Origin of the sequence: Helicobacter canadensis MIT 98-5491 (assembly GCF_000162575.1) — a bacterium.
Classification (GTDB): domain Bacteria; phylum Campylobacterota; class Campylobacteria; order Campylobacterales; family Helicobacteraceae; genus Helicobacter_D; species Helicobacter_D canadensis.
This window is the reverse complement of sequence record NZ_CM000776.2, coordinates 514,137-537,896: the sequence shown is the minus strand read 5'-3', so window position 1 is coordinate 537,896 and position 23,760 is coordinate 514,137. Positions and strand designations below refer to the sequence as shown.

Sequence of the window (23,760 nt, the reverse complement as noted above, 5' to 3'; positions counted from 1 at the left end):
AATGCAACTTAATTAACTATTTCTCTCTTTGTAACTCTCATAAGAATAAGATTTAAAAAGCTTGAATCGCCCTTCTTTATCAATCATGCCAATACTTGGCAAAGGAACTCCATTAAAAGTATTGTTTTTTACAATAGTATAATGCACCATATCTTCAAAAATAATTCTATCGCCTAGCTTTAGCGGCTCTTTAAAACTATAATCGCCAATAATATCTCCTGCCAAACAAGTTGGACCGCCAAAGCGATAGGTATATTTTTGTTCTCCCTTAAGCTTTAAATGACCATTTTTAGAAGTAGCCTTTGCTAAATAGCTATTTCTTACCATAGGGCGATAGGGCATTTCAAGACAATCTGGCATATGTGCAGTGGCACTCACATCTAAAATAGCAATATCAACACCATTATGAACAATATCTATCACACTACCCATTAAAAATCCACATTGCCAACCCACTGCCTCTCCAGGCTCTAAATACACTTGCACATCAAAACGCTTTTTAAACTTTTTAATAATCTTAACTAATAATTCTCTATTATAATCTTTGCGTGTAATATGATGCCCACCACCAAAATTAATCCACTGCATTTGCGGAATATATTTCCCAAAATGCTGAATGAAATACTTCAAAGTTCTCTTTAATGCATCACTATTTTGTTCACAATGTGTATGAAAATGCAATCCACTAATACCTTTTAAACCATATTTTTTTACTCCCTTTTTAAATTCTTTAGGTGTGATTCCAAGCCTAGATCCTTCAACACAAGGATTATAGATTGCAGGAGTAACTTCGCTATATTGAGGATTAACTCGCAAACCAACTTGTATTTTATTCTTACGCCATTGATTTGCTTCATCAATCAAAGGCTTAAAAGTCTGCCATTGCAAAAAAGAATTAAAAATAATATGATCAGAAATTTTAACTAATTCTTGCATTTCTTCATATTTATAGGCTGGACTGAAAGTCGTAATCTCACCGCCAAAAGTCTCATAGCCAAGCCTAGCTTCATAAAGCCCACTTGCTGTGATTCCACTTAAATATTTTTTAGCAATATCAAAACTTCTCCAAAGCGCATAACCTTTAAGCGCTAAAAGTATCTTTGCTCCACTTTCTTTTTGGATAGAATCTAAAATTTCAAGATTCTTAATAAATTTTTCTTCTTCTAGCACATAACAAGGGCTTGGAATCGCCTCAAAATTTTTAGGATAGTTTTGAGTTAGCATCATTTCCTCCATCTATTATTCTGCAAATTTTATCAAATCGTGACTTGTATAAATCTTTTTATCTAAACCCATAAGCGACTTTTTAAATACTTCTGAAGCTACTTTAGAATCTTCCAATGCCCGATGCAATGGGGAATGCCTAATTCCTAGAAACTCATTTAAAAATTCCAAAGAATAACGCGGAGAAGTAAATGTTTTTTGTGCCAATTTAATTGTGCAAAGGCGTGGATTATAAAGATACCCAAAACCATAATGATAAAGTGCATTACTTAAAAATTGGTAATCAAAATTAACATTATGTGCCACAAAAACGCAATCGCTTAAAAATAATTTAAAAGATTCTAAAACCTGATGAATCTTAGGTGCTTTTTCTAACATAGGGGATGTGATTCCAGTTAGTTTTGTAATGTATTCTGGGATTTCCTCACAAAATACAAAAGAATGAAAGCTTTCACAAATTTTTCCACCTTGATACACAATCGCCCCAATCTCGATAGGCTGATGCACAAAGGGATTATGCCCATTAGTCTCAATATCCACAATGCAGAATCTCTCTTCGAAAATAGGCGTTAAAGTGGTTTTAAGATAAACTTTATCGTGAGCAAAAATTAAAGGTATCCCAGAAGTTTTAATGATTTCTAGCTCACTTTCTCTCTCACTAAAAAGCCCACCAACCTCATCAAGTAGAAGTAAAAATTCATTTTGACTTAAAGGACGTTTTATAAGTTTGGCAATAATTTTGTCATAACGATGAGGCATTACACTCCAAAAAAATATTAAATTATAAAATCGAAATCTTAACCTTTTGTATCTTAAAGTAATTGCAGATATGATTCCATTGTTTCACTTTATAACAAAATAATAAAGGCTTAAAATAATGAAAAACAAAATTGTTTTATTTGATTTAGATGGAACACTCATTGATTCTACACAAGCTATCTGTGAATCTTTTTACAAAGCTTTTAAAACTTTTAAAAAAGATATTCCCAATGAAGAAAGCATTAAAAAGCTTATTGGTTATACTTTAGAGGATATTTTCATTGCTCTTGGAATAGAAGAAAAAGAATGCCCACAATATGTTATGGCTTACAAAGAACATTACAGACAAATCTGCAATGAAAAAACAATCCTTTTAAAAAATGCAAAAGAATCGATTCTCAAAGCCTATGAGTTTGCCTATTTAGGAATCGTAACAACTAAAACTGGATTATACTCTAAAGATTTGCTTCAACACTTTAATGTGTTACAATATTTCCACTGCGTCATTGGAAGAGAAAATGTAACCAAGCCAAAACCAGATAAAGAACCCATTCTCAAAGCACTAGAAATTCTACCAAAAGACATTCCAAATTCCCATATTTTTATGATTGGAGACACACCCTTAGATATTTTAGCAGCCAAGGAAGCACACATTCAATCTTTTGGAGTATTAAGTGGCTATGCAACCTTAGAAATGTTACAAAGATACACAGATAAAATTGCTCGTGATTCTTTAGAAGCAATTTCTATTATACAAAGCATTTAAGGATATTTGCGAGTGAAATTCTCACTTGATTCCTTTGCTCAAAATTGAATATTTTTTACAAAAAAGATAATATTAATTTTACTAAACTCAAACTTCAAAAGTCATTTTTAAGTGCGATTCTCTTATAATTTTGGGCGTAATAAAATTTTAGGAGATAGCATGCTAGAGATTAGATGGCATAGTCGTGCAGGACAAGGTGCAGTAACGGGTGCTAAAGGTTTAGCCGATGTGGTTGCAGGAACAGGAAAAGAAGTTCAAGCATTCGCCTTTTATGGATCTGCAAAAAGAGGTGCAGCAATGACTGCATATAACCGCATTGATGACCAACCTATCTTAAATCACGAAAAATTTATGAATCCTGACTATATTTTGGTAATCGATCCAGGATTAGTCTATATTACCGATATTTGCGCTAATGAAAAAGCAGAGACTAAATATATTATCACAACTCATTTAAGTAAAGAAGAGTTTCTTAAAACTAAGCCTGAATTAAATGGAAAAGAAGTCTATACACTAGATTGTATTGGACTATCCCTAGAAGCATTTGGCAAATCTATCCCAAATGCACCAATGCTTGGAGCATTTCTCAAAATCTCCAAAACTTTAGAGTTGGAATTTTTCTTAGAATCATTTAAAAAAGTCCTAGGTAAAAAACTTCCTCAAAAAATTATTGATGCTAATATGGAAGTCATCAAAAAAGCCTACAATGAAGTGAAATAGGAGGAAAACTATGGAATATAAAGGCTGGAATGAATTTGAAATTGGATCTGTGCTCTTTCCTTTTGAGAAAAAAGGTGATGAAGTTGTCCAAGAACATGCAGATAAAAGAAATTATCGCCCTGATAGCTCTTATAAGGCAAGTGTAGCTCATTGGAGAGTCGAAAAGCCTGTTTATAACAATGAGCATTGCATTAATTGTTATTTTTGTTGGGTTTATTGTCCCGATTCTTCAATTTTAGTCCGCGATGAAAAAATGACAGGAGTGGATTATGTTCATTGCAAAGGCTGTGGTGTCTGTGTCGATGTCTGCCCTACCAATCCAAAATCGCTTTTAATGTTTAATGACTATGAAACCAACGAATCAGCATTAGCAAAATGGCCCAAAAAAGAAGAAAAGAAAAAGGATTAATTATGGCAGCAGTTTATGAATTACAAGCAATTGAAGTATGGGATGGAAATATGGCTGCAAGCCACGCAATGCGTCAAGCACAAATTGATGTAGTTTCTGCTTATCCCATTACCCCTTCAACTCCTATTGTCCAAAATTATGCAAATTTCCTTGCCAATGGCTACATTGATGGTGAATTTGTAATGGTTGAATCAGAGCACGCCGCAATGAGTGGCTGCGTTGGAGCTGCGGCTGCAGGAGGTAGAGTAGCAACTGCAACAAGCTCTCAAGGTTTTGCGTTAATGGTTGAAGTGCTTTACCAAGCCTCTGGTATGCGACTACCTATTGTTTTAAATGTTGTCAATCGAGCTCTAGCAAGCCCATTAAATGTTAATGGGGATCATTCCGATATGTATCTAGGACGCGATGCGGGTTGGATTAATCTCTGCACTTATAATCCACAAGAAGCCTATGACTTCAATCTTATGGCTTTTAAAATTGCTGAAGATTACGAAGTAAGACTGCCTGTAATGGTGCATCAAGATGGTTTTATCTGCTCTCACACTGCTCAAAGTGTGCGCCCACTCAAAGATGAAGAAGCTTATCGATTCATTGGAGACTATAAACCCAAAAATGCAATGCTAGATTTTAGCAAACCTGCAACTTATGGAGCACAAACAGAAGAAGATTGGCATTTTGAACACAAAGCTCAATTGCATAATGCTATTATGAATTCTATGCCTATTATTGAAAGAACTTTCAAGGAATTTGAAGCTTTAACAGGCAGGAAATACAATGTCGTAGAACAATACCAAACTGACGATGCAGAGGTTATCATTGTTGCACTTGGAACCACCGTGGAATCAGCAAGAATCGCCGCACAAAGAGCTAGAGAAAAAGGAATTAAAGCAGGAGTAGTGAGCATTCGCGTTTTACGACCTTTTCCTTATGAAGAACTTGGCAAAGCTCTTAAAAATTGCAAAGCTGTTGCATTTTTGGATAGAAGTTTGCCTGCTGGTGCTATGGGAATGCTCTTTAATGAAGGTGTGGCAGCGCTTTATGCTATGGATAACAAACCAATTGTCAGTAATTATATTTATGGACTTGGTGGTAGAGATTTAACACAGAATCATTTAGAAGAGATTTTTAAAGAACTTGATTCTGATGCTAAAGCAGGAAAATTAACCCACAAAACACAACAATTTATCGGACTTAGAGGTCCCAAATTAGGCTACAACTAAGGAGAATATTATGAGTGAAATTAAAAATTTAAAACAATTTTCAAAAGCAGCTGAGAGATTTGAAGGAGCTAATCTACTCTGTCCAGGTTGTGCACATGGAATCATTGTCCGAGAAGTTTTAAATGCTACTAACTATCCTTTATTAGTTGCAACTTCTACAGGTTGCTTAGAAGTTAGCACCGCTGTTTATCCTTATACCTCTTGGGATGTCCCTTGGATTCACATTGGTTTTGAAAATAGCTCTACTGCAATTGCAGGTGCAGAAGCAATGTATAAAGCTCTAAAGCGAAAAAATCGCCTTTATAGCGACAAAGAACCAAAATTTGTAGCATTTGGGGGAGATGGCTCAACTTATGACATTGGTTTCCAATTCATTAGTGGCTGTTTTGAGAGAGGGCACGATTTCACTTATGTGTGCTTAGATAACGAAGTGTATGCTAACACTGGTGGGCAACGCAGTGGTTCTACACCTCTTGGTGCTTCCACCACAACAACTCCAGCAGGACGCGTTAGCTATGGAAAAAAAGATAAGAAAAAGGATCTTCTCTCTATTATGGCAGCACACGGATCTCCTTATGTCGCACAAGTTGCTCCTAATAAATGGAAAGATATGAGTAAAAAAATCAAAACTGCTATTGAGACAGAAGGACCAACTTTTATTAATGCTATGAGTGCTTGCACTACAGAGTGGAGATTCCCTTCCAATCAAACCATCGAAATGAGTGATTTAGCTACTGATTCTTTAGTTTTCCCTCTGTATGAAATCATCAACGGGCGCAAACTAAGAATCACTTATCGCCCAAAAAATATTATTCCAGTGCGTGATTATCTTGGTGCTCAAGCAAGATTCAAGCATCTTTTCAAGCCTGAAAATGAACACATTATCGAGCAATGGCAAAAAGAGGTGAATGCACATTGGGAATACCTTCAAAGAAGAGAAGAGGCAAAAATTTAGCCCCTTTTTCTTCTCAACTTTTTCTTCTATTTACCGCATTTTTACACATTTTATGGCACAATAATATACTTAATTTTTGGAGTAAATAATTATGTGTGGAATCGTTGGATATATTGGCAATAATGAAAAAAAATCACTTTTACTAAATGGCTTAAAAGAATTAGAATATAGAGGCTATGATTCTGCTGGAATCTCTGTGCTTTCACAAGGGATTTTGCATACTTTTAAGGCTGTAGGTAAAATCATTAATTTAGAAAGAAAATGTGAAAATTTCACTTCTATAGGCTTTGGGGTAGGAATTGGACACACACGCTGGGCAACTCATGGCAAACCTACAGAAGCCAATGCACACCCTCATTTTGGAAAATTTAGCAATGTTGTGCATAATGGAATCATTGAAAATTATCAAAGCATTAAAGAAAAGCTTCAAAAAGAAGGGCATCATTTCATTTCACAAACTGATACTGAAGTGATTGTGCATTTATTTGAATCATACTTAGAGAAAAACGAAAATCCGCTAGAGGCTTTCAAACAAACTATTGCAGATCTAAAAGGGGCTTATGCTATTTTATTAATCACAAAAAAAGCTCCTGATAAAATCTTTTATGCCAAAAATGGATCTCCCCTTATCATAGGAAAAGGTGAAAAAGATGAAATCTTTTTTGCCTCTTCAGATGCACCACTCATAGGACTTGCAAAAGAAGTTAGCTATCTTGAAGATAACACTTTAGGTGTAATGGACATCCACAGCTTCTCAACACTCCATAATATCAAAAAGCTAACTGGAGATAAACTTTCTGCTCAAAAAGATGGCTTTACTTTCTTTATGGAAAAAGAAATTTATGAGCAACACAAAGTATTATTGGAAACAATGATGGGACGCGTAAGTGAAGAAGGTTTCAATCTTGAAGAACTTAATCAATTTGATTTTAATAATATTTCTTCAATCACACTTTGTGCTTGTGGGACAAGCTACCACGCTGCGATTGTAGGAAGTTATCTGCTAGAGCGAATAGCAAAAATCAAAACTAAGGTGGAAATTGCTAGTGAATTTCGCTATAAAAATCCTATTTTATGCAAAAATGAACTTTTTATTGTTATTTCACAAAGTGGGGAAACTGCAGACACACTTGAAGCCTTAAAACTAGCAAAAAATAATCATTTAAAAACCTTAAGTATTTGCAATGTTGATAATAGCAGTATGGTAAGAGAAAGTGATGCTTGCTTACTCACAAGAGCAGGAATTGAAAAGGGAGTAGCAAGCACCAAGGCTTTTGCTACACAAGTGATGGTTTTGTGGATACTATCTTGCTATTTAGCACAATCTAAGAAATTACTCTCTCAAGCAGAATGCAAACAACAAGCCCAAATTATGCTTAATGCTACTCGACTAACTGAAGTCAATAAAAAAATGCACGAGCGTATTAAAAGACTTGCTAGACGCTATTTACATGGGCATGGATTCTTTTTTATTGGGAGAGATATTTTTTATCCTCTTGCACTTGAAGGTGCTCTCAAACTCAAAGAAATTAGCTATCTTCATGCAGAAGGTTATCCTAGTGGAGAAATGAAACATGGTCCTATTGCTTTAGCAGATACAGGATTATTTTGTGTTGCCTTAATGCCAAAAAACTTACTTTATGATAAAATCAAAAGCAATATTGAAGAATTAAGTGCGAGAGATGCAATGATTTGTGCATTAAGCACAGAATACTATGAAGGTTGTGATGATTGGATTAGAATTTCTGAATCTCAACATTATATGGAAGAATTCTTTGAAATGATGGTTGCCCTTCAAATTTTCGCCCTTGAAATTGCAGTAAGACTAGGAAATGATGTAGATATGCCAAGAAATTTAGCAAAAAGTGTAACGGTAGAATAAAAGAAGAAGAAATTCTTCTTTAGTCCATCTGCCTTCTTAAAAAAGCAGGAACATCCAAATACTCTTCATTAGTAAAATCATCACCACTCACTTTCTTTTTAGCATTCATTAATGAAGTTTGTTGATTAATCTTTTGGCTTAGATCTTTTGGATTAACTAATTTCAAAGTTGCACCATCATCACTTGCTGTGGTCTGTGTTTGAGAAGCCTCTTTTTCAAAGCCTGTTGCTACAATCGTGATTCTCACTTTATCTCTTTCTAATGCTGCATCTGTGGTTGTTCCAAAAATAACTTCTGCTTCTGGATCAGTATTATCATAAACCACTTCCATTGCATTAGAAATTTCTGCCATTGGATAATCTGGATTAAGGTAGAAAAGCACCAAAACACCTTTTGCTCCACTAATAGACATATTATCAAATAAAGGTGATTCAATGGCAATTTTTACCGCTTCTTTGGCAGCATCAGCACCACTTGCTTCTCCAATACCCATTAATGCAAGTCCTTTGTGATTCATCACAGTTCTTACATCAGCAAAATCCACATTAATATCCCCTGCACTATGTGAAAGGATCACACCACTAACACCATTAACTGCTCTTACAAGAACATCATCAACAATTCTAAAGCTATCTTTTAACCCAAGATTTTTATCAATAATAGAAAGAAGCTTATCATTAGGAATCACAACAATAGAATCGCTCTCTGCTCTTAATTTACGATAGCCCTCCTCTGCTAATTCCGATCGTTTTCGTCCTTCCCACCTAAAAGGCTTAGTTACAATCGAAACTGTCAAGGCTCCTACCTCTCTTGCTGCTTTTGCAATCACAGGTGCAGCTCCTGTTCCTGTTCCTCCGCCCAACCCTGCGGAAATAAAAACAATGTCTGTGCCTTCTAAAAAACTCTTTAACTCTTCATAACTTTCTAAAGCCGCATCTTCACCAACTTGGGGCTTCATACCCGCCCCTAAACCTTTAGTAAGCTTTGCACCCAACTGAATTCTTACTGGAGCCAAAGAAGTGCTAATTGCTTGAGCATCAGTGTTTGCTACAGCCAAATCAATTCCATCATAAGTGCCTGTTGCAATGAGATGCCCAATCATATTGCTCCCACCTCCACCAACGCCTATTACTTTAATATTTGCACTAAAATCATGTTTTACTTCTTGAACATCAACCATCTCTATCTACTCCTTCCCAAAATTAAAACATTTGTGTTAATTTTTGCCAAATTTGAACAAAAATATTGTTATTTTTCGCAGTAATTTTTCTAATCTCTGTAATTCCAGAAAGATCCTGTTTAATATCTGCAGCACTTTTAGGAATACTATTAACAGGACTATTATGTGTAGGTGCTTTATCCCTTAGAGGATTCATAAGATTAATACCCTCGTGAAACTGCCCCATACCTTCTTCTAATTTTTCATTACGATAACGGATTCTCTTTTCTGAATCAATTTCATAATTTGTATATTTTCCTGAAGCATACAAAATAAGCCCAATAGCCGTAGAACACTCTGGACCTCTCAAATCCGTAAAAAGCCCATCAATCTCAACGGGTTTTGCAATCCTTGTTGGCATTCCAAATAAAGCAGAAGCAAGCTCTCTTAAGCCCTCTAGCTGCACCATACCACCTGTTAAGACAACTCCACTTCCAAGTTGATCTTTAAGATTGCTTTTCTCTAGTGATTTCTCAAGAATCATCAATGTCTCTTCCACTCGCGCATAAACCACATTATACACGGTTGATAAAGAAACTTGGTGTTTAGAATTATCGTCTCCACCAATACTTGGTATCTCAATTAGATTTCCTGACTCTTCTTCTGCTTTTAATAAACCACCATATTCTATCTTAACGCGTTCTGCAATAGTTTGTGGAGTATGTAGTGCCATCGCCAAATCATTAGTAATATGATTAGATCCTACACCTAAAAAATCATTATAACGCAATGAATTTCCAACATGTATCATTAATTCGCAAGTGCTTCCACCCATATCAATACAAGCCACACCAAGATTTTTTTCATCTTCACTTAAAACTGCAATAGAAGAAGCATAAGAAGCAAGCACAATATTTTGAATCTCAATCCCTGCTGCTTTAATAGCCTTTTTAAGATTTCCCAAGCTAGATTTTTGTGCAGTAATAATTCTAACAGAAACCTCTAAGCGACTTCCTGTCATACCCATAGGATCATCAATAAAATCTTGATCATCGAGCTTAAAGTTATAAGGCAAAATATGAATCACTTCATATTCACTAGGAATGGTTGCATTATAGAGAGCTGTTTGGATTGCACGATTAATTTCTTTAATCCCAATCTCATTGTTAGGTATATTCACAACCCCAGAATTATCTGTGCTTTTGGTATAAGCACCTGAAATTGAAACAATCGCCTTATTGTTAGTTGTCCCTGCAACTCTTTTTGCATCATTGACAGCTTCTTTGATCGCTCGACTTGCTTGTTCAATATTGGTAATTGTCCCCTTTTTTAGTCCTTGCGATTTATGAAATCCAGTCCCTATAATATGCGGAATCCCTTCCTTGCAATTTGCAATCACAGCACAAATCTTAGTAGAACCTATGTCGATTCCCAATATGATCTGCTCCAATTCGCTTCCTTTGTAATTTATTTCCATTACTTTCCTTAGATTTTTCTAACTATTTTATAAGTTTTTGATAAATAATCCAAGAACTCTTTTTCAACTATTCTCGCTTTGATCTGTGTCCCATTCTGCATTAGAAAATCTAAATTTTGGCTAATTATAGCAGAATTTTTTACTCTTTGATCAAAGATTTTATATAAAATTGCTTTATTTTCTAACAAAATATAGCCTTTTTCTTCTCCCTTGCTCATAAGCTCTTGAGCAAATTCTTGCGATTCTTCTTTAGTTAGTCCTTTTAAAGTTTTTGTTTCTCCATACCCCACATAACCGACATCAACGCCTTTAAAATTTTCTAGCGCTTGAGTGGCTTTTTCTTTTAAAAGACGCACTTTTTCAGAATTAACAAAATCCTCCTTAGCATTCCCTTGTGCTGCTTCATAAGTCTTAGGCTCACTAGGAATAATTTTAATTACTTTAGCGGTAATATAACCACTTTTTTTATCTTTAGCGATTTTGATAGGTTTTAGCGTTTCTTGTTCTTTGGCTTGACTTAAAAGATTAATAAATTCCACTCCATAATCTTCATTACCTTCATAAATAATTAAATTTTCCGCCTTAGGATTTTCATTCTTTCGCAAAGCAATATATTCTTTTAGGGCTTCTTTTTGTGCTTGAGCATCTCTATATTTCTCACTCACTTGCTCTTTAGCTTTCTCATAAGGGATCACTTGTCCCTCAGAATCTAAAAATTGATTCTTAAAATCTTCATAGTAACTCTCTAAACTAGCTTCTTGAATCTCAATTGAATCTAAAGGAATAAAAACACTAGAAATCTCATATCCACGCTCTGTTTGGTAAATATCTTTATTTTCTTCCCAATATCGCTTAACCTCTTCATTGGTTGGATTAACATTAATAGTTTTTTTATCAATTATTTGAATATGCACCAAATCTTCCATTGAATACGCTGCACTTAATGTTTCTATTTCAAGGGGTGTAAGCGGCATATCTAAAAGTGCATCAAGTTTTTGCAAGATTAAATTCTCTTTAATGCTTTCTTCAAAATCCTTTGGCTTTAGTTGATTTTCTTGCAAGATTCTCTTATAAATTTGCTCATCAAATTGACCATTATTTTGAAAGGATTCTGTAGAAGTGATTGCTTGTATAATCTCTTCTTTACTTGCTCTTAATCCCAAATCATAGGCATAATTTAACATTAAGGCTTTAATGATTAGATTATTTAAAGCTTGCTCTTCAATCCCCATTTTTTTGGCTTGTTCTTCATCTAATGTGCCACCCACTAATTGATTATAAATGCCATAAAGTCTAGAATATTCGCGTTGCATTTCGTTGATAGAAACTTTAGTTTTCCCTACAACTGCCACTGCGTTGCTTGTAGAAGAAAAATCATAACTCCCCCAACCCACAAAACCAGCACCAACAAAAGCAATGGTGCTTACCCAAATAGTTATCATCAGATACTTTTTGTGTTTTTGCATAAAACTAATCATTTAAAAACCTTAAAATACTTTATCTTTATATGCGATTTTAACGCATAAAACCTTTAAAAATAATGTAAAAACACCCTATTCTTTAAATAAAGAAGAAAGAATGTCCAAATTGCTTTTTTCAGGTTCTTTAGTTTGTCTATCCCCTAGCGTGCCATTATCAATCTCTTTTAGCTCAATCTCATAACCTGTTAGCATAGAAGCCAAACGAACATTAATACCATTTTTACCAATAGCCTTAGGTTTTTGCTCACTAGAAATGCTAACAACAGCCTTTTTATCTTCTACCACAACACTTACAATCAAAGCAGGTGAAAGCGCCCTTGCAATATAAATTTCAGGTTGATTTGAAAATTCAATACAATCAATGCTTTCATTCTTTAACTCTTTTGAAACCGCATTAATACGGACACCCTTCACGCCAACAGTTGCCCCAACAGGATCAACTTTCATCGAATCAGTCTTTAAAGCCACTTTTGCTCTCTCTCCTGGGATTCTCGCACAAGCCACAATTTCCACTTCACCATCTTTAATCTCTGGCACTTCTAGCCTTAAAAGCTCTTCAAGCATTTTTGGTGTAGTGCGACTAAGTTCGATGCTAATGCCATTTTGTTTATCAATCCCTACATATTTCAAAACCGCACCTATAACTTGACCAACCTTAAACTCTTCTCCTTTAATCCGATTCTTTTTAGGCAAAATAGCCCGAATCTCATCAATTTCTACAAAAGTGTTTCCAAGATCATCAATCCTAACCACACTTCCGCTTACAATTTTACCAATTTGCGCTTTGTATTTGTCAAATAATTGTGTCTCAATCAATCTTTGGATTCTAAATTCTAACTCCCTAAATAGAGTATTAACGGCACTGCGATTCATATTTTCTAAACTTAATTCATAACGCAATTCATCGCCTACTTTAATCTCGCTATCGTGCTTTCTAGCCTCTGAAAGTGGGATAAAATGCTCTTTGTCTTCTTTTGCTTCATAATCATCGCTACAAACGCTAATGACTTGATATAAATGTAAAGTTTTATTTTTTTTATCAATTTCTGCATCATAGAGAATCTTTGAATCTAAAGTCTGCTGTGCCACTTTTATAACCGATTCTTTAACGACTTCCATAACGCTTTCAATAGGGAGTCCTTTCTCATAAGAAATCCCCTCAATAATATCCAATATTTTTTCCAAAACCTTATCCTTAAAATGCCCTAAAAGAAATTCAAAAGCTTAAATTTTATCCATAATTTTAGCTTAAAATTTCTTTATAAGGGCTTTACTAAAAACAAATTTTAAAAACTTTATTTTTACAAACACTCACGAGAATCATTTTGGAATCATTTTTGCTTAATCCACTCACAAAAAAATAAAAGTGTAAGGATTTTATTAGTGACTATCAATCAAGGTTTAGGAAATCTAGGAAACTTAGGAGGAATCATCAATGAAGCTAATCGCTTACTTGGAAATTCTAATCCAACAAATGCGATCCAAAAAACACAATCTATAGAAAATGATATTCAAAATGATAATGAAGATTTACTACAAAAAGAACGCATTACTTATGGAATGATAAGTCTTGAATTAATGAGCGATGAACAATATTTAGCCTTTGAGAGAGTAACAGCAGGAATGTCCCCTAATGAAAAAATATCTGTAGCGCAAACCCTAACAAGGGCTGGAAACTTAAGTGCAAGTGTAGAGCGGGTAGAACAAAGAGAAAAGAATCTACAAAATTCCCAAGAATCCAATCCCAAAGCAACCAATCAGAATCAATGGTTTTTAGGAATCACACAAGAGGGATGGGGAGAAATTGCACAAGAATTTCAAAATAATCTCAATCATCTTGATGGAATCTATACAAAAAGCTACAATAAAAATCTCTCTTCTAATTACAATGACATTATGCAAAAAAATCAAGATGCCAAAACCCAAAGAATCTTGCGAGAATTTTCACACGCCATTCACCTAGGAAATCTTCAAATTGACACAATGAGCTAAAAATATCATTAAAGAGTAATAATTTCATTCAAATTCAAACGATACTAAAAACTCATCTTCCTAAAACCCGCCTTTTAAATCACTTATCCTTATGCCACAAAAATACAAAATTCTCCCATTAAAATTTCAAAGATTAATGTTTTTTTAATTTAATAAAGAATATAATTGCAACTCTTTTTTAAATTTGGTGTGCCAAGGTAGCTCAGCTGGTTTAGAGCGCTGGTCTCATAAGCCGGAGGTCGGGGGTTCGAGTCCCCCCTTTGGTACCAAATGCGCTCATAGCTCAGCTGGATAGAGCAACGGCCTTCTAAGCCGTAGGTCAGAGGTTCGAATCCTCTTGGGCGTACCACTACTTCTTAATTTATCTAACTTTATGAAATTCTATTAAATTAGAGCTTGGGAAAAATATTAAATAATATCATTTGACAAATTCAAAAGTCTGTGCAAAAATAAGTTTAGCAGATGCAAGAAAAAAACAAATCAATTTATTCCATACTAGCTTTAAGAGAAAATCCAAAAAAATAATACAAAATACACAGGATCACATTATAACTACAGAAAAGTTTTTTAAAAAAATCTAATTGCAATACTTTACATAGAGTAGATATTTATATGATTTCAAAAATATACTTTGAAAAACTCTTTATGATTCTCCTAAAAATGCAATCTTAAATCCATTTACCAATAAGGATAAATTTAAATAATTATTATTACAAATAAAAAATTATAATGAAAATTTATTTACAAAAGTAATCTTACAAATCAAGTCCATATTCATTTTTTAGAAGTGCAGCATTAGAAATTTAAAATAAAGTAAGCAAATCTAAAGCAACGATTAGTTTTTGTTGATAAACGGTTTTTTTATTGTTTTAAAATCTTTATTGAAGTAATACGAATAATATTGGAATTAAAGATAATAATAATAGAACAAAAAAATATTTTAAGTTTTGAGAGTGAAAAATAAAGCCCGATAATTTCACATTACAAGGCTTTATTTTCTTGTATTTTAAAACTTAACCCCCACTTCAAGCTGAGCATTAAAGTCTATATTATCTTTAATATCACTTGAAAGCATTAATCTTGTAAAGAAAAATTGATTATAAGTAAAATCAGTTCCCCCTTGCAAGTATAGAGAATCTTGATTATCTAGTTTGCTTTTAGCATAGAATCTATTTGAACTTGCACCTTTAAAGTTCGCATTGTTTTTTAAAGAATCCAAGAAGTAATGATTCCATCCGCCCAAGAAAGAAAAATTCATAACGGCTTTATTGCTAATGTTTTTTTCATAATTTACATCAAATCCTATAAAAGAATTTAAAGCATTAAAGTTTTTAGAATTAACATTTAAAGCAGTAGAGCTTTGATTTTCTTCATCAATAGTTGCATGGTGCAAGAAACTATGCTCTATATAAGCCAAAGGTCCATAGCTTATTCCTTGATAATTGAAGCTTTTACCTATACCTACCATTTCGCTAGTAAGATAAGAATTAAACTTAGAATCATAACTTGAATTAAAAGCTCCGATATTTACATTTCTATTAAGTTCGGTGCGTTCATAACCCATTCTAAAACTTCCCAAAAGATAAAAATGCTCTAAATCATATTTAGAAAAGACACCTGCATAAACTCCCGTAGTTTTTGTATTAGCTAAAGTATCATCTATATCTATATCATTATTATTTAACACCAAATTAAACCCTACAATAGAACGATCAAATTCTTTCACTGCCTTAACTTTTACTCCGCTTCCATAACCCTTATAAGCATTAAAATCTCCATTAGCTCTTGAGCTTTGATAACTTCCAAATGGAGCTATCAAGCTTTGCCATTCATTGGCATATTCTTTTCTTATATCACTTAAGATTTCTTTGTTGAGCTCTTCTTGGAAATCTAGAGAAATTTTAGCACTATCCAAATAAACTTTAGCGTTAAGATTATTCAAACCTTGAATGATGGTTTGCGTATCTCTAGCAAAGTCTAATTCTTCAAAAAGCAAGGCAACATCTTCATCTTTTCCGTTCTGAGCTAAAGAATTCAAAGCATAAGCTAAGGAAACATCGCCTGAATTTTTAGCATAAGGAGTGTAGTTACGAGTTACTGTTAATTCTTTTGTATTTTGATCATAGGTAAATTTTAAAGTGGGCGAAAAATTTAAGCTTTCATCATAAACAATAGAATTAAACTCGCCGGAAATTTGATTTGCATTAATTAAATTAGAATTTAGCACCACTTTATCTTGATAGAAGTCTTTTGACATATAAAACCTAAAAGCTCCGCCTAAAGTAGCTGTACCTCCTACATTTACTAGACTTTGTCCATTAGCATTGACACCTGCGGTTAAGGTGGCATTTTGATTTTGTGTGAAATTGTTTTTAATATATAACACCGAAGGATTAACATTATCTTTACTTAGTAGAGCAAAATGAGCTTTATTGGTTAAATCATAAACAAAGGCACTACCTTGTAGATTAACATTCTCATTAACATTCATTTTAAAGCTATCATAACCTAAAATATTAGCTTTGACATTCCAAGCATTATCTGATGCATTAAAAGCAGCTCTTGATAAGCTAGTAGATCCAAAATTAAGATTTGTATAATATATGCCTTTATGGGCATTCGATAACTTATCATTATTAGGATTCCAATTAGAGATAATATCTCCTTCTATTTTAGCCCCTTGTGCTATATTAATGTTTTCCACATAAGCATTATCAGCTATGTAAATAGAAGCCAAAGAGCCTGTGGTAGAGCTATTAGAATTAAGATTTAAAGTTTTAACTAGAGCACCATCTAAATTGTAAGATGAAATGTCATTTTGATCTTTGCCAAGAATTTTATGCATATAAGAACCACGATACTCGGTAGTATTGCCTAGCATATTATCCCCAAAGTCTATATTGATAGCTATACCCCCTTTACCCGTGGCTTTTAATTCTCCATTGTGATTGATAATATGGTTTTTACCATAGGCAACTAACAAAGCATTAGAATAATCCCCCAAAGTATGAACCTTGGTGCCGTTAGCTATAGTTAATGTATTACTAGCTCCATCTATACGAATACCACTTGCAGCTATACCACTAGATAGAATATCATGGTTTTGAGTGGCTATATTATTTTTACCATAGATATGTAAGCCTACTCCGTATTCTGTCGGGTTATATTCCCCTACAAGCCATTTGCTATCTTGTCTAGCATAATAACCATGATCGCTTTGCCAATTAAGATTACTTTCATAAATAGAATCTCCATAATAAAGCTTTCTATCAAATTCATAGCCCAAGTCTTGAAGCAAGGCTAATTCTGCTTCCATATAAAAAAGGTAGTTACGCCAGTTTTGATGACTCATCAAAGAATTATCAAGCTCGATATGACTCATATCTAAATTATCTGCTTCCCATCCATTAATGGGTATGCCATTCACTCCATCAAAACCTAGCTTAGCATTTTTAATGACTTCTGCGACATTCTCTCCTTTAAAATAAGCATGACCCGAAGCATTACTAAGACTGCCCTTCTTATCAGAAACATCTTTAACTAAAAAAACTATCTCTCCTTTCTTTTCAGCCTCCTCCACCTCTTCTTGAGTTTTAACTATTCGCATCCCCTCTTGGGCTTTTACTCCATTAATATCATACAAATGACTACTGAAGCTATTTAAAGAATCAAAAAAAGTTCCCGAAGTTTCTTCATCAGAATAAGTCAAGGATGCCACACCCAAAGCATGAAAAAGTTCATGAGTGAAAGTTGAAAAAGTTTCAAATTGATCTCCATTTTTGGGTAAGGTGGTGGGATGAGGAGCTATATACCAATCAAGCGTTCCCATACTGATATGTCCTATATATTCTACATCTTCTTTAGAGAATCCCCCATCTAATAGCTCTTGTCTGATAGCATCTATGTTTTCTCCTTGCAACACCCTATTGAATATAGGATCAGGAAAGAGATCATAAGAACTTGCATAAGCATTTTCTTCATCCATAGTGCTCACACTTATAGGAATAGGACTAAAATTGACTGCGTTAGTTCCTATAATATTAGCCCAAAATTGAGTTGCACGAATAATTTCATTTCTTTGAGCTTCGCTTAAAGTGAAAGGAGAGGTGCTGGTTTCTCCAAAAAAGGCTACGCTTTCTCCTTTATTATAAAAATCAAGCTGAAAAATAGGTTTATTTCCATTATAAACAATGGTAGTATCATAAGCACTAGCTAAACCAGCGCTTAAAGCCAAAACTGGAAGCATTTTATAAAAACGCATATTTGCTCCTGATAAATATTTTATTTACACATAATTGTATAAATATTTTAATAAAGCATTTATGAAACCCGAAAGAATTAGCGTATAACTTAAAAGGGATTAAAAAATTATTTAGATTTTATATAAATATTTTTAAGTTTTATAGCTTTTAATGATGTGTAAAAAAATTAATTAAAAATTCGCTTCAACTCATCCCAATACTTAATATAAATTAAAAGATTTTGCCCTATATCAACTTCAAATTCAAAATGATTCAATTCATCATCTGACATAAAAACAATATTCTGGTAATTATCTAAATTTAAATTTTGTTTTATTAAATCATATTTTAATGTTGTGTTAAATTTTATATTATTTGCTATTTTTACACTAATATCAGGTCGCAATGTAAAATTAATAAACTTATAAGCATTCTCTATATTTTTAGCATTTGCAGTGAGAGCAAATGAATCCATCCATATCATACCACCCTCTTTTGGAATAATAAAATGTATATTTTTATTATATTTTTGAATTGCCTTAACATCATTAATCCACATTGTAGCTATAGCATTATTTCCATCAAAAAAAGATATCAAGTCTTCGTTATTAATTTTACTAAAATCTATAAAATTTGCATTCTTGGCTAGAATCAATAATTCTTCAAATGCTTTAGTAATTTTTTCTTCCTCTTTAGTGTTCCTAGAATACCCCAAGGAAACCAAGCTTACTTGAAGCATTTTTTGATAATCTTTAATAATGGCAACTTTTCCCTTAAATTCATCTCTCCATAAATCTCTCCAAGAATGAATATGTATCCCATTTAAAGTCTTTTCATTATAGGCTAAACCCATAATTCGAAATAAAAAGGGTATGCTGTATTGATTATAAACATCATAAAATTGCCCTAAAAAATTTTGAGAAATATTTTTAAAATTTGGTATTTTTGTTTTATCAATTTTTTGTATCAATCCTTTCTCTCTTAAAGGAAGAATAAAATAAGTCGAAGGCATTATTAAATCATAATTGTGCTCATAAATCAATCTTACATTTGCATACATTTCTTGATTATTTGTATAAGTATCCAAATGCACTTTTATGCCAGTTTCTTTTTCAAACTCTTCTAAAATTTCTTGTGAAAAATACTCACTCCAAGAATAAATATTTAAATTTTCACCCTTTGCATTTAAGCCAAATAAAGGCAAAAATAGAAATAAAAATATTCTAAACAACATATTAATAAACCTTTAAAAATTGGGCAGATCATACTGATTGAGCCATTTATTTTTTTCTACAATCTCTTTGTTAAATTCCACCCCTATGTAATAAATATAATCAGAACCCAAACGATCTGTTATTTTAAGAGGTATATAAAAAATTTTATCATTTTTTTGATCTGGAATAATTCCCTTTTTAAGATAAAGATTAAGGATAGCCCATTTATCAAGTATTTCAACAGTAGAATCAGGCTCTACAGAATTAGAATAAATATAAAATAAGAAACGAAAATTACCTAAATACGCTGAACCTTTGCCAATTTTTATAGGCTCATCTTTTGGGGAAATTGTGCTAAATCTTGTATTTTCTGCCATACTATTTTCCGCTTGAAATTCTACATATCTAAATCTTGCAGCAGCAGAATCATATGGGGAATTCTTCGCTAAATTTATTTGAGTTTGATTATCTAAAATAAACAGATTCCACTCTAAAGGTATGGGTTCATATATGGCATCTATAATATTGAGATTGCTTTTAGCCCATTGCATTATTTCTTTATCACCTTGAGATAAAAAAGTTGAATTTGCTTCAAGAGCCTTTTGCTCAAGATTATTATTAACAAAATTTAGTAGAATTTGTTGTAATTGCATTATATTTTCATGGTTTATTGCATTGGAAATGTCCGCATCTGCACATAAAGGAAATTTTAAAAATTCATCTTTATGTTGTTTAAAATCTTCCATGGCACTTTCCCAAGATTCTTTTTTCATTAAGAATTGTCCTTGTTTAAATAATTTAGACCACCAAGGAATAAGACCATTGACGCCAAAAAAACTATCTTTTATTTTGTTAGCATCAAAAGAATTAAATATTTTGCTTGCTTCTATAGCATTTGAAGGCAGACTTATCCATGTATTTAAAACAACACCACAAGATTCAGAAAAAGAAGGATTTATAATATTAATTTTATTTTCTATAGCTTTTAAAGCTTGATTTTTTTTATCTAAGACATATTTTGACAGAGTATCGTTAGGCAAACTATCAATAATTTTATAGACAGTATAATAAACATTATGCAAATCATTATTTACTGCGTAGGGTTTCAGATCTTTAATAAAATTTTTAAACTCTGTATAATCTTTAAAGGATGGACTCAATAAATCCGCATAATCTTCCCAATATTTAATAAATGCTAATGTATAATCTTCCATAGCTTTATAAGTATTATGAAAATTATTATTTAAATTTAATATTTTACGCAGACTATCAATTTCCTTGTTGTTATTTTTTTGAAAAATTTGATTTGAAACATTCCAAAAAGGCTTAATATAATTTTCTACCGCCAAAGGACTATACTCTGCCTTATAAACCAAATTTAAATAAGATGAACTTTCAAAAACTTTTTGATCGACATTATCTTGAGCTACACGATTCATAATTTCTAATTGAGTTTTTGGATATGAGCTAAATATCGTTTGAGCAAAATTAACTTGTGCATCCTTGAATGTCTGTTGATACATTAATGTTAAAACCGATATAATTTTTGAGATCAATTGATCGTTTTTATATTTTTGCTCATATTCTTTAAGCTTTTCTAACCTTTTTATAGCATCTTGTTGGTAATTTTGAAATGCCAAAATTGAATTATTGTTTTTTTCATTAATCTTTGAGGGATTATACGCAAGATCAAACAATTCATTTAAAAGTGCATATAAGGGTAAAATATCTTTATTTTTATCAAGTTCTACATTTTTAAATATCGAAATAAGTTTTCCAAAATTAAACTCTCTTAAAGCACTATAATTATCTTCTATTTTCAATAAACTATCTTTTTTGTTTTGTTCTAGATAGACATCATTAATTAAATCACCAACGATATCCTGTTTCCCATTTTCAGGTTTTAAATTATCATAAAATTCCAATAAATTAAAGTCATCTTTATGTATTTTTAAAAAATCCTCATATGCAATATTGGACAATAAAATATAATTGGACTTATTCATATTGATTTTATTATCCTGCTTAAATTTATCTATTTTTGCCAAATTATCTTTAACTACAGCAAAAGATGATTCCAATGTATTATAATTTTCTTTTTCCCTATAGTATAGATTATTCCAATAAGTTATCATCTCTTGAAAATTGCTTTGATTAAAATCCAAAGGACTAAAAGCGTTAAGCTCATTAATTATAGAATCAATTTTCGCACCCGAATAAGCCATATCTCTTAATTTATTGAAGAAAGAATCAGGATAAATATTACCGCTAACCCAAGCATTAAACATAGAATCAACACCAATCTTTATGCTATTAGTATATAAAGGAGATAAAACCACAGTATCAATTAAATTATTATTCTGTGTAGAACTGTGTGTTTCTTTTGAGGCTAGTATGCTGATTATTTCGGGTCTTAAATCAGGCAATAAAAACCTAAGTATGTTCTCTAAATGTTGATAATTTTCATTTGCATAATAAAAATTTTCTTCAGCAACTTTAGCAAAATTCAACAAACTAACCAAAGCAGCTCTTTTTTCCTTGGTAAAAGATTCATCTTTATAAATTACAAGATGATTTTCAAGGCTTTTTATCAAAGGGATTGTCATCATTCTATCTCGTATATTATCAAATAATACCAATCTTTCATCATGAAGCATATTCAAAGTTCCAAATCTTAAAAAACTAGATGTTTTAAAACCAAATGGTGCATCCCAATCCGCTTGAGCATCTCTTAAAGCTGTTACATAAAAACCTTCTCTTGATAATAAAGGATCATTTGGCATAGATTCCTTACCATAGTACTCAGTATTTTTATTTTCATCCATCCCTATCAAATAAGCATTATCTATATTTTTACTTCCAAAAAGAGCACCTATTTCACTATAATATTGTTGGGAAGTTTTTATATTTTCATTTATGGCATCTCTATTAAAAACAACAGCCATTAACCACATAACAGATACAATGACCATAAAACCCAATACCATAAAATGCGGAATACTTCTTTTAAAAATTTCTCGTTGTGTAAAATGCGCTAATTTAAAACAATGAAAAATTTGGTATTTAAATAAATTAGAAATAAAAAACCCTTGTCTCTCCATTAAAGATTCTGCCATAGGTGCATCATCAATAGACTTATTATGTAACTTGGCAAAATGTTTGCTAAGGGAGTATCCCTCATCCTTAGCTGAAGTAAAATATACCCCCTCAAGCATTAAATTGGAATTAAATGAATACATCTTTTTTTGATCAAAAATAATTTTAAGATAAAGCTCAAGATTATTGGAAGTTTCATTAATATTTTCAGGGAACATATAAATTTTAGAAGTTTTATCAAAACGATCCTCTTCTTGCTTGAAATTATTACTAGAAAGCATTAAATTATTTCTACCCAACCTGAGCTTAGAGATAAATTCTTTCCAAAACTCATCAAATTCAGCTTCATTATAAATATGATTGCTATTCTTCCATCCAAGTTCGGCATCCTTAATTTCTTCATCAACATTTGAAAAATATTCTCTAAATCCCGAAATAACATCAATTTTAGTAACCACAAAATAACAAGGTAAAGACATACCCAAACCATTTAACAACCGATTTACTTCATTTCTAATCAAATAAGCCTTTTTTTTAATTAAAGCCTCATCATCAGCAATCAATGAATCAACGGGGACTGTGATAACAATACCTGATAATGGAAAATTTTTATGCTTGTTTCGTAAATTATTTATAATAGCACGCCATTGAGCATTACTACCTTCAAACCAAGAATCAAAAAATATTCTACCACTAACATCTGCCACAACAGCATTATTGTTGATCCAAAATCTTATAGGAGCTGCCTGTCTAGATCCGTTTTTGGATACATAGTCATTCTCTGTGGCAAACATATCTTGATTTGAACGATCAATCAAAGACGATTTACCAGATGAAGGCTCACCCAGCATTATAAACCAAGGTAAATCAGATGATTTTCTAAAATTAGCCTTTAAATTTTGCTTACAAGTTTCAAAAGCTTTAACAATTAATCCTATCTCATCAACAGACATTTGTTTTTTGATTTTATCGCTATCTTTACCTCCACGAGCTAAAAATGCTATTCTTTTCCACACCATCAAATCATTTCTGATGTTTTTAGTCTCCTTTGCTTTAGCAAAAAGCATCCTTAGCTTCATTAATCTAGGCAAAAGGAATATAAAAACTATAAAACAGACAACTATAATTGCAATAATAAGAAAAATATTTTCGACACTCAACATTA

At 32.4% G+C, this 23,760-nt stretch carries 16 protein-coding genes and 2 tRNA genes; 9 read left to right on the top strand and 9 right to left on the bottom strand.

The features are described from left to right. Positions 1-12: 12 nt before the first annotated feature. Together nspC and HCAN_RS02695 are read right to left on the bottom strand one after the other, a co-directional pair. Positions 13-1,224 (bottom strand): carboxynorspermidine decarboxylase, encoded by a 1,212-nt coding sequence (gene nspC, locus HCAN_RS02700; RefSeq protein ID WP_006655202.1) that lies wholly within the window; start codon positions 1,222-1,224, stop codon positions 13-15. Between the two features lie 15 nt (positions 1,225-1,239). After that, complete coding sequence (locus HCAN_RS02695; protein ID WP_006655201.1) at positions 1,240-1,983, bottom strand: 3'-5' exonuclease; 744 nt, start codon at positions 1,981-1,983, stop codon at positions 1,240-1,242. 118 nt (positions 1,984-2,101) lie between these two features. Between HCAN_RS02695 and HCAN_RS02690 the strand changes: the two genes are divergently transcribed. The 6 genes from HCAN_RS02690 (at position 2,102) to glmS (ending at position 7,935) form a co-directional block, all read left to right on the top strand. Continuing rightward, positions 2,102-2,749 carry an HAD family hydrolase gene (locus HCAN_RS02690; protein WP_006655200.1) on the top strand — a complete coding sequence of 216 codons (648 nt, stop codon included), beginning with the start codon at positions 2,102-2,104 and terminating at the stop codon, positions 2,747-2,749. Positions 2,750-2,908: 159 nt separating this feature from the next. After that, positions 2,909-3,469, top strand: coding sequence for a pyruvate flavodoxin oxidoreductase subunit gamma (locus tag HCAN_RS02685; RefSeq protein ID WP_006655199.1), 561 nt, complete (start codon positions 2,909-2,911; stop codon positions 3,467-3,469). Between the two features lie 10 nt (positions 3,470-3,479). Further along, positions 3,480-3,878, top strand: a complete 399-nt coding sequence (locus tag HCAN_RS02680; protein WP_006655198.1) for a 4Fe-4S dicluster-binding protein — start codon at positions 3,480-3,482, stop codon at positions 3,876-3,878. A 2-nt stretch (positions 3,879-3,880) separates the two neighbouring features. Then, complete coding sequence (locus HCAN_RS02675; protein WP_006655197.1) at positions 3,881-5,098, top strand: 2-oxoacid:ferredoxin oxidoreductase subunit alpha; 1,218 nt, start codon at positions 3,881-3,883, stop codon at positions 5,096-5,098. Between the two features lie 10 nt (positions 5,099-5,108). Continuing rightward, positions 5,109-6,053, top strand: coding sequence for a thiamine pyrophosphate-dependent enzyme (locus tag HCAN_RS02670; protein ID WP_006655196.1), 945 nt, complete (start codon positions 5,109-5,111; stop codon positions 6,051-6,053). Positions 6,054-6,144: 91 nt separating this feature from the next. Further along, complete coding sequence (gene glmS, locus HCAN_RS02665; protein WP_006655195.1) at positions 6,145-7,935, top strand: glutamine--fructose-6-phosphate transaminase (isomerizing); 1,791 nt, start codon at positions 6,145-6,147, stop codon at positions 7,933-7,935. 19 nt (positions 7,936-7,954) lie between these two features. On the opposite strand, the gene ftsZ is transcribed toward glmS, so the two are convergent. From ftsZ to nusA, 4 genes are all read right to left on the bottom strand, one after another. Then, complete coding sequence (gene ftsZ / locus HCAN_RS02660) at positions 7,955-9,115, bottom strand: cell division protein FtsZ (protein ID WP_006655194.1); 1,161 nt, start codon at positions 9,113-9,115, stop codon at positions 7,955-7,957. Between the two features lie 22 nt (positions 9,116-9,137). Next, entirely contained in the window at positions 9,138-10,544 is a 1,407-nt protein-coding gene (ftsA, locus tag HCAN_RS02655; RefSeq protein ID WP_034556426.1) for a cell division protein FtsA, read from the bottom strand. Between the two features lie 35 nt (positions 10,545-10,579). Then, positions 10,580-12,049, bottom strand: coding sequence for a peptidylprolyl isomerase (locus tag HCAN_RS02650; RefSeq protein ID WP_006655192.1), 1,470 nt, complete (start codon positions 12,047-12,049; stop codon positions 10,580-10,582). A gap of 75 nt (positions 12,050-12,124) precedes the next feature. Next, the gene (gene nusA / locus HCAN_RS02645) at positions 12,125-13,237 is read right to left on the bottom strand and encodes a transcription termination factor NusA (protein ID WP_006655191.1); all 1,113 of its coding nucleotides are present in this window, start codon (positions 13,235-13,237) and stop codon (positions 12,125-12,127) included. Positions 13,238-13,435: 198 nt separating this feature from the next. Between nusA and HCAN_RS02640 the strand changes: the two genes are divergently transcribed. The 3 genes from HCAN_RS02640 to HCAN_RS02630 all read left to right on the top strand — a co-directional run bounded on the left by HCAN_RS02640 (position 13,436) and on the right by HCAN_RS02630 (position 14,393). Then, positions 13,436-14,044 carry an HP1233 family protein gene (locus HCAN_RS02640; protein ID WP_006655190.1) on the top strand — a complete coding sequence of 203 codons (609 nt, stop codon included), beginning with the start codon at positions 13,436-13,438 and terminating at the stop codon, positions 14,042-14,044. A gap of 191 nt (positions 14,045-14,235) precedes the next feature. After that, positions 14,236-14,313 (top strand) — tRNA-Met (locus tag HCAN_RS02635). Positions 14,314-14,316: 3 nt separating this feature from the next. Further along, positions 14,317-14,393: transfer RNA gene (locus HCAN_RS02630), tRNA-Arg, on the top strand. A gap of 657 nt (positions 14,394-15,050) precedes the next feature. On the opposite strand, the gene HCAN_RS02625 is transcribed toward HCAN_RS02630, so the two are convergent. The 3 genes from HCAN_RS02625 to HCAN_RS02615 all read right to left on the bottom strand — a co-directional run bounded on the left by HCAN_RS02625 (position 15,051) and on the right by HCAN_RS02615 (position 23,758). Beyond that, complete coding sequence (locus HCAN_RS02625; RefSeq protein ID WP_459178045.1) at positions 15,051-17,651, bottom strand: autotransporter outer membrane beta-barrel domain-containing protein; 2,601 nt, start codon at positions 17,649-17,651, stop codon at positions 15,051-15,053. Between the two features lie 821 nt (positions 17,652-18,472). Then, a complete protein-coding gene (locus HCAN_RS02620; protein ID WP_006656768.1) occupies positions 18,473-19,519 on the bottom strand; it encodes an extracellular solute-binding protein in 1,047 nt (348 codons plus the stop codon). Positions 19,520-19,531: 12 nt separating this feature from the next. After that, positions 19,532-23,758, bottom strand: a complete 4,227-nt coding sequence (locus HCAN_RS02615; protein ID WP_006655187.1) for a type VI secretion protein IcmF/TssM N-terminal domain-containing protein — start codon at positions 23,756-23,758, stop codon at positions 19,532-19,534. Positions 23,759-23,760: the final 2 nt, after the last annotated feature.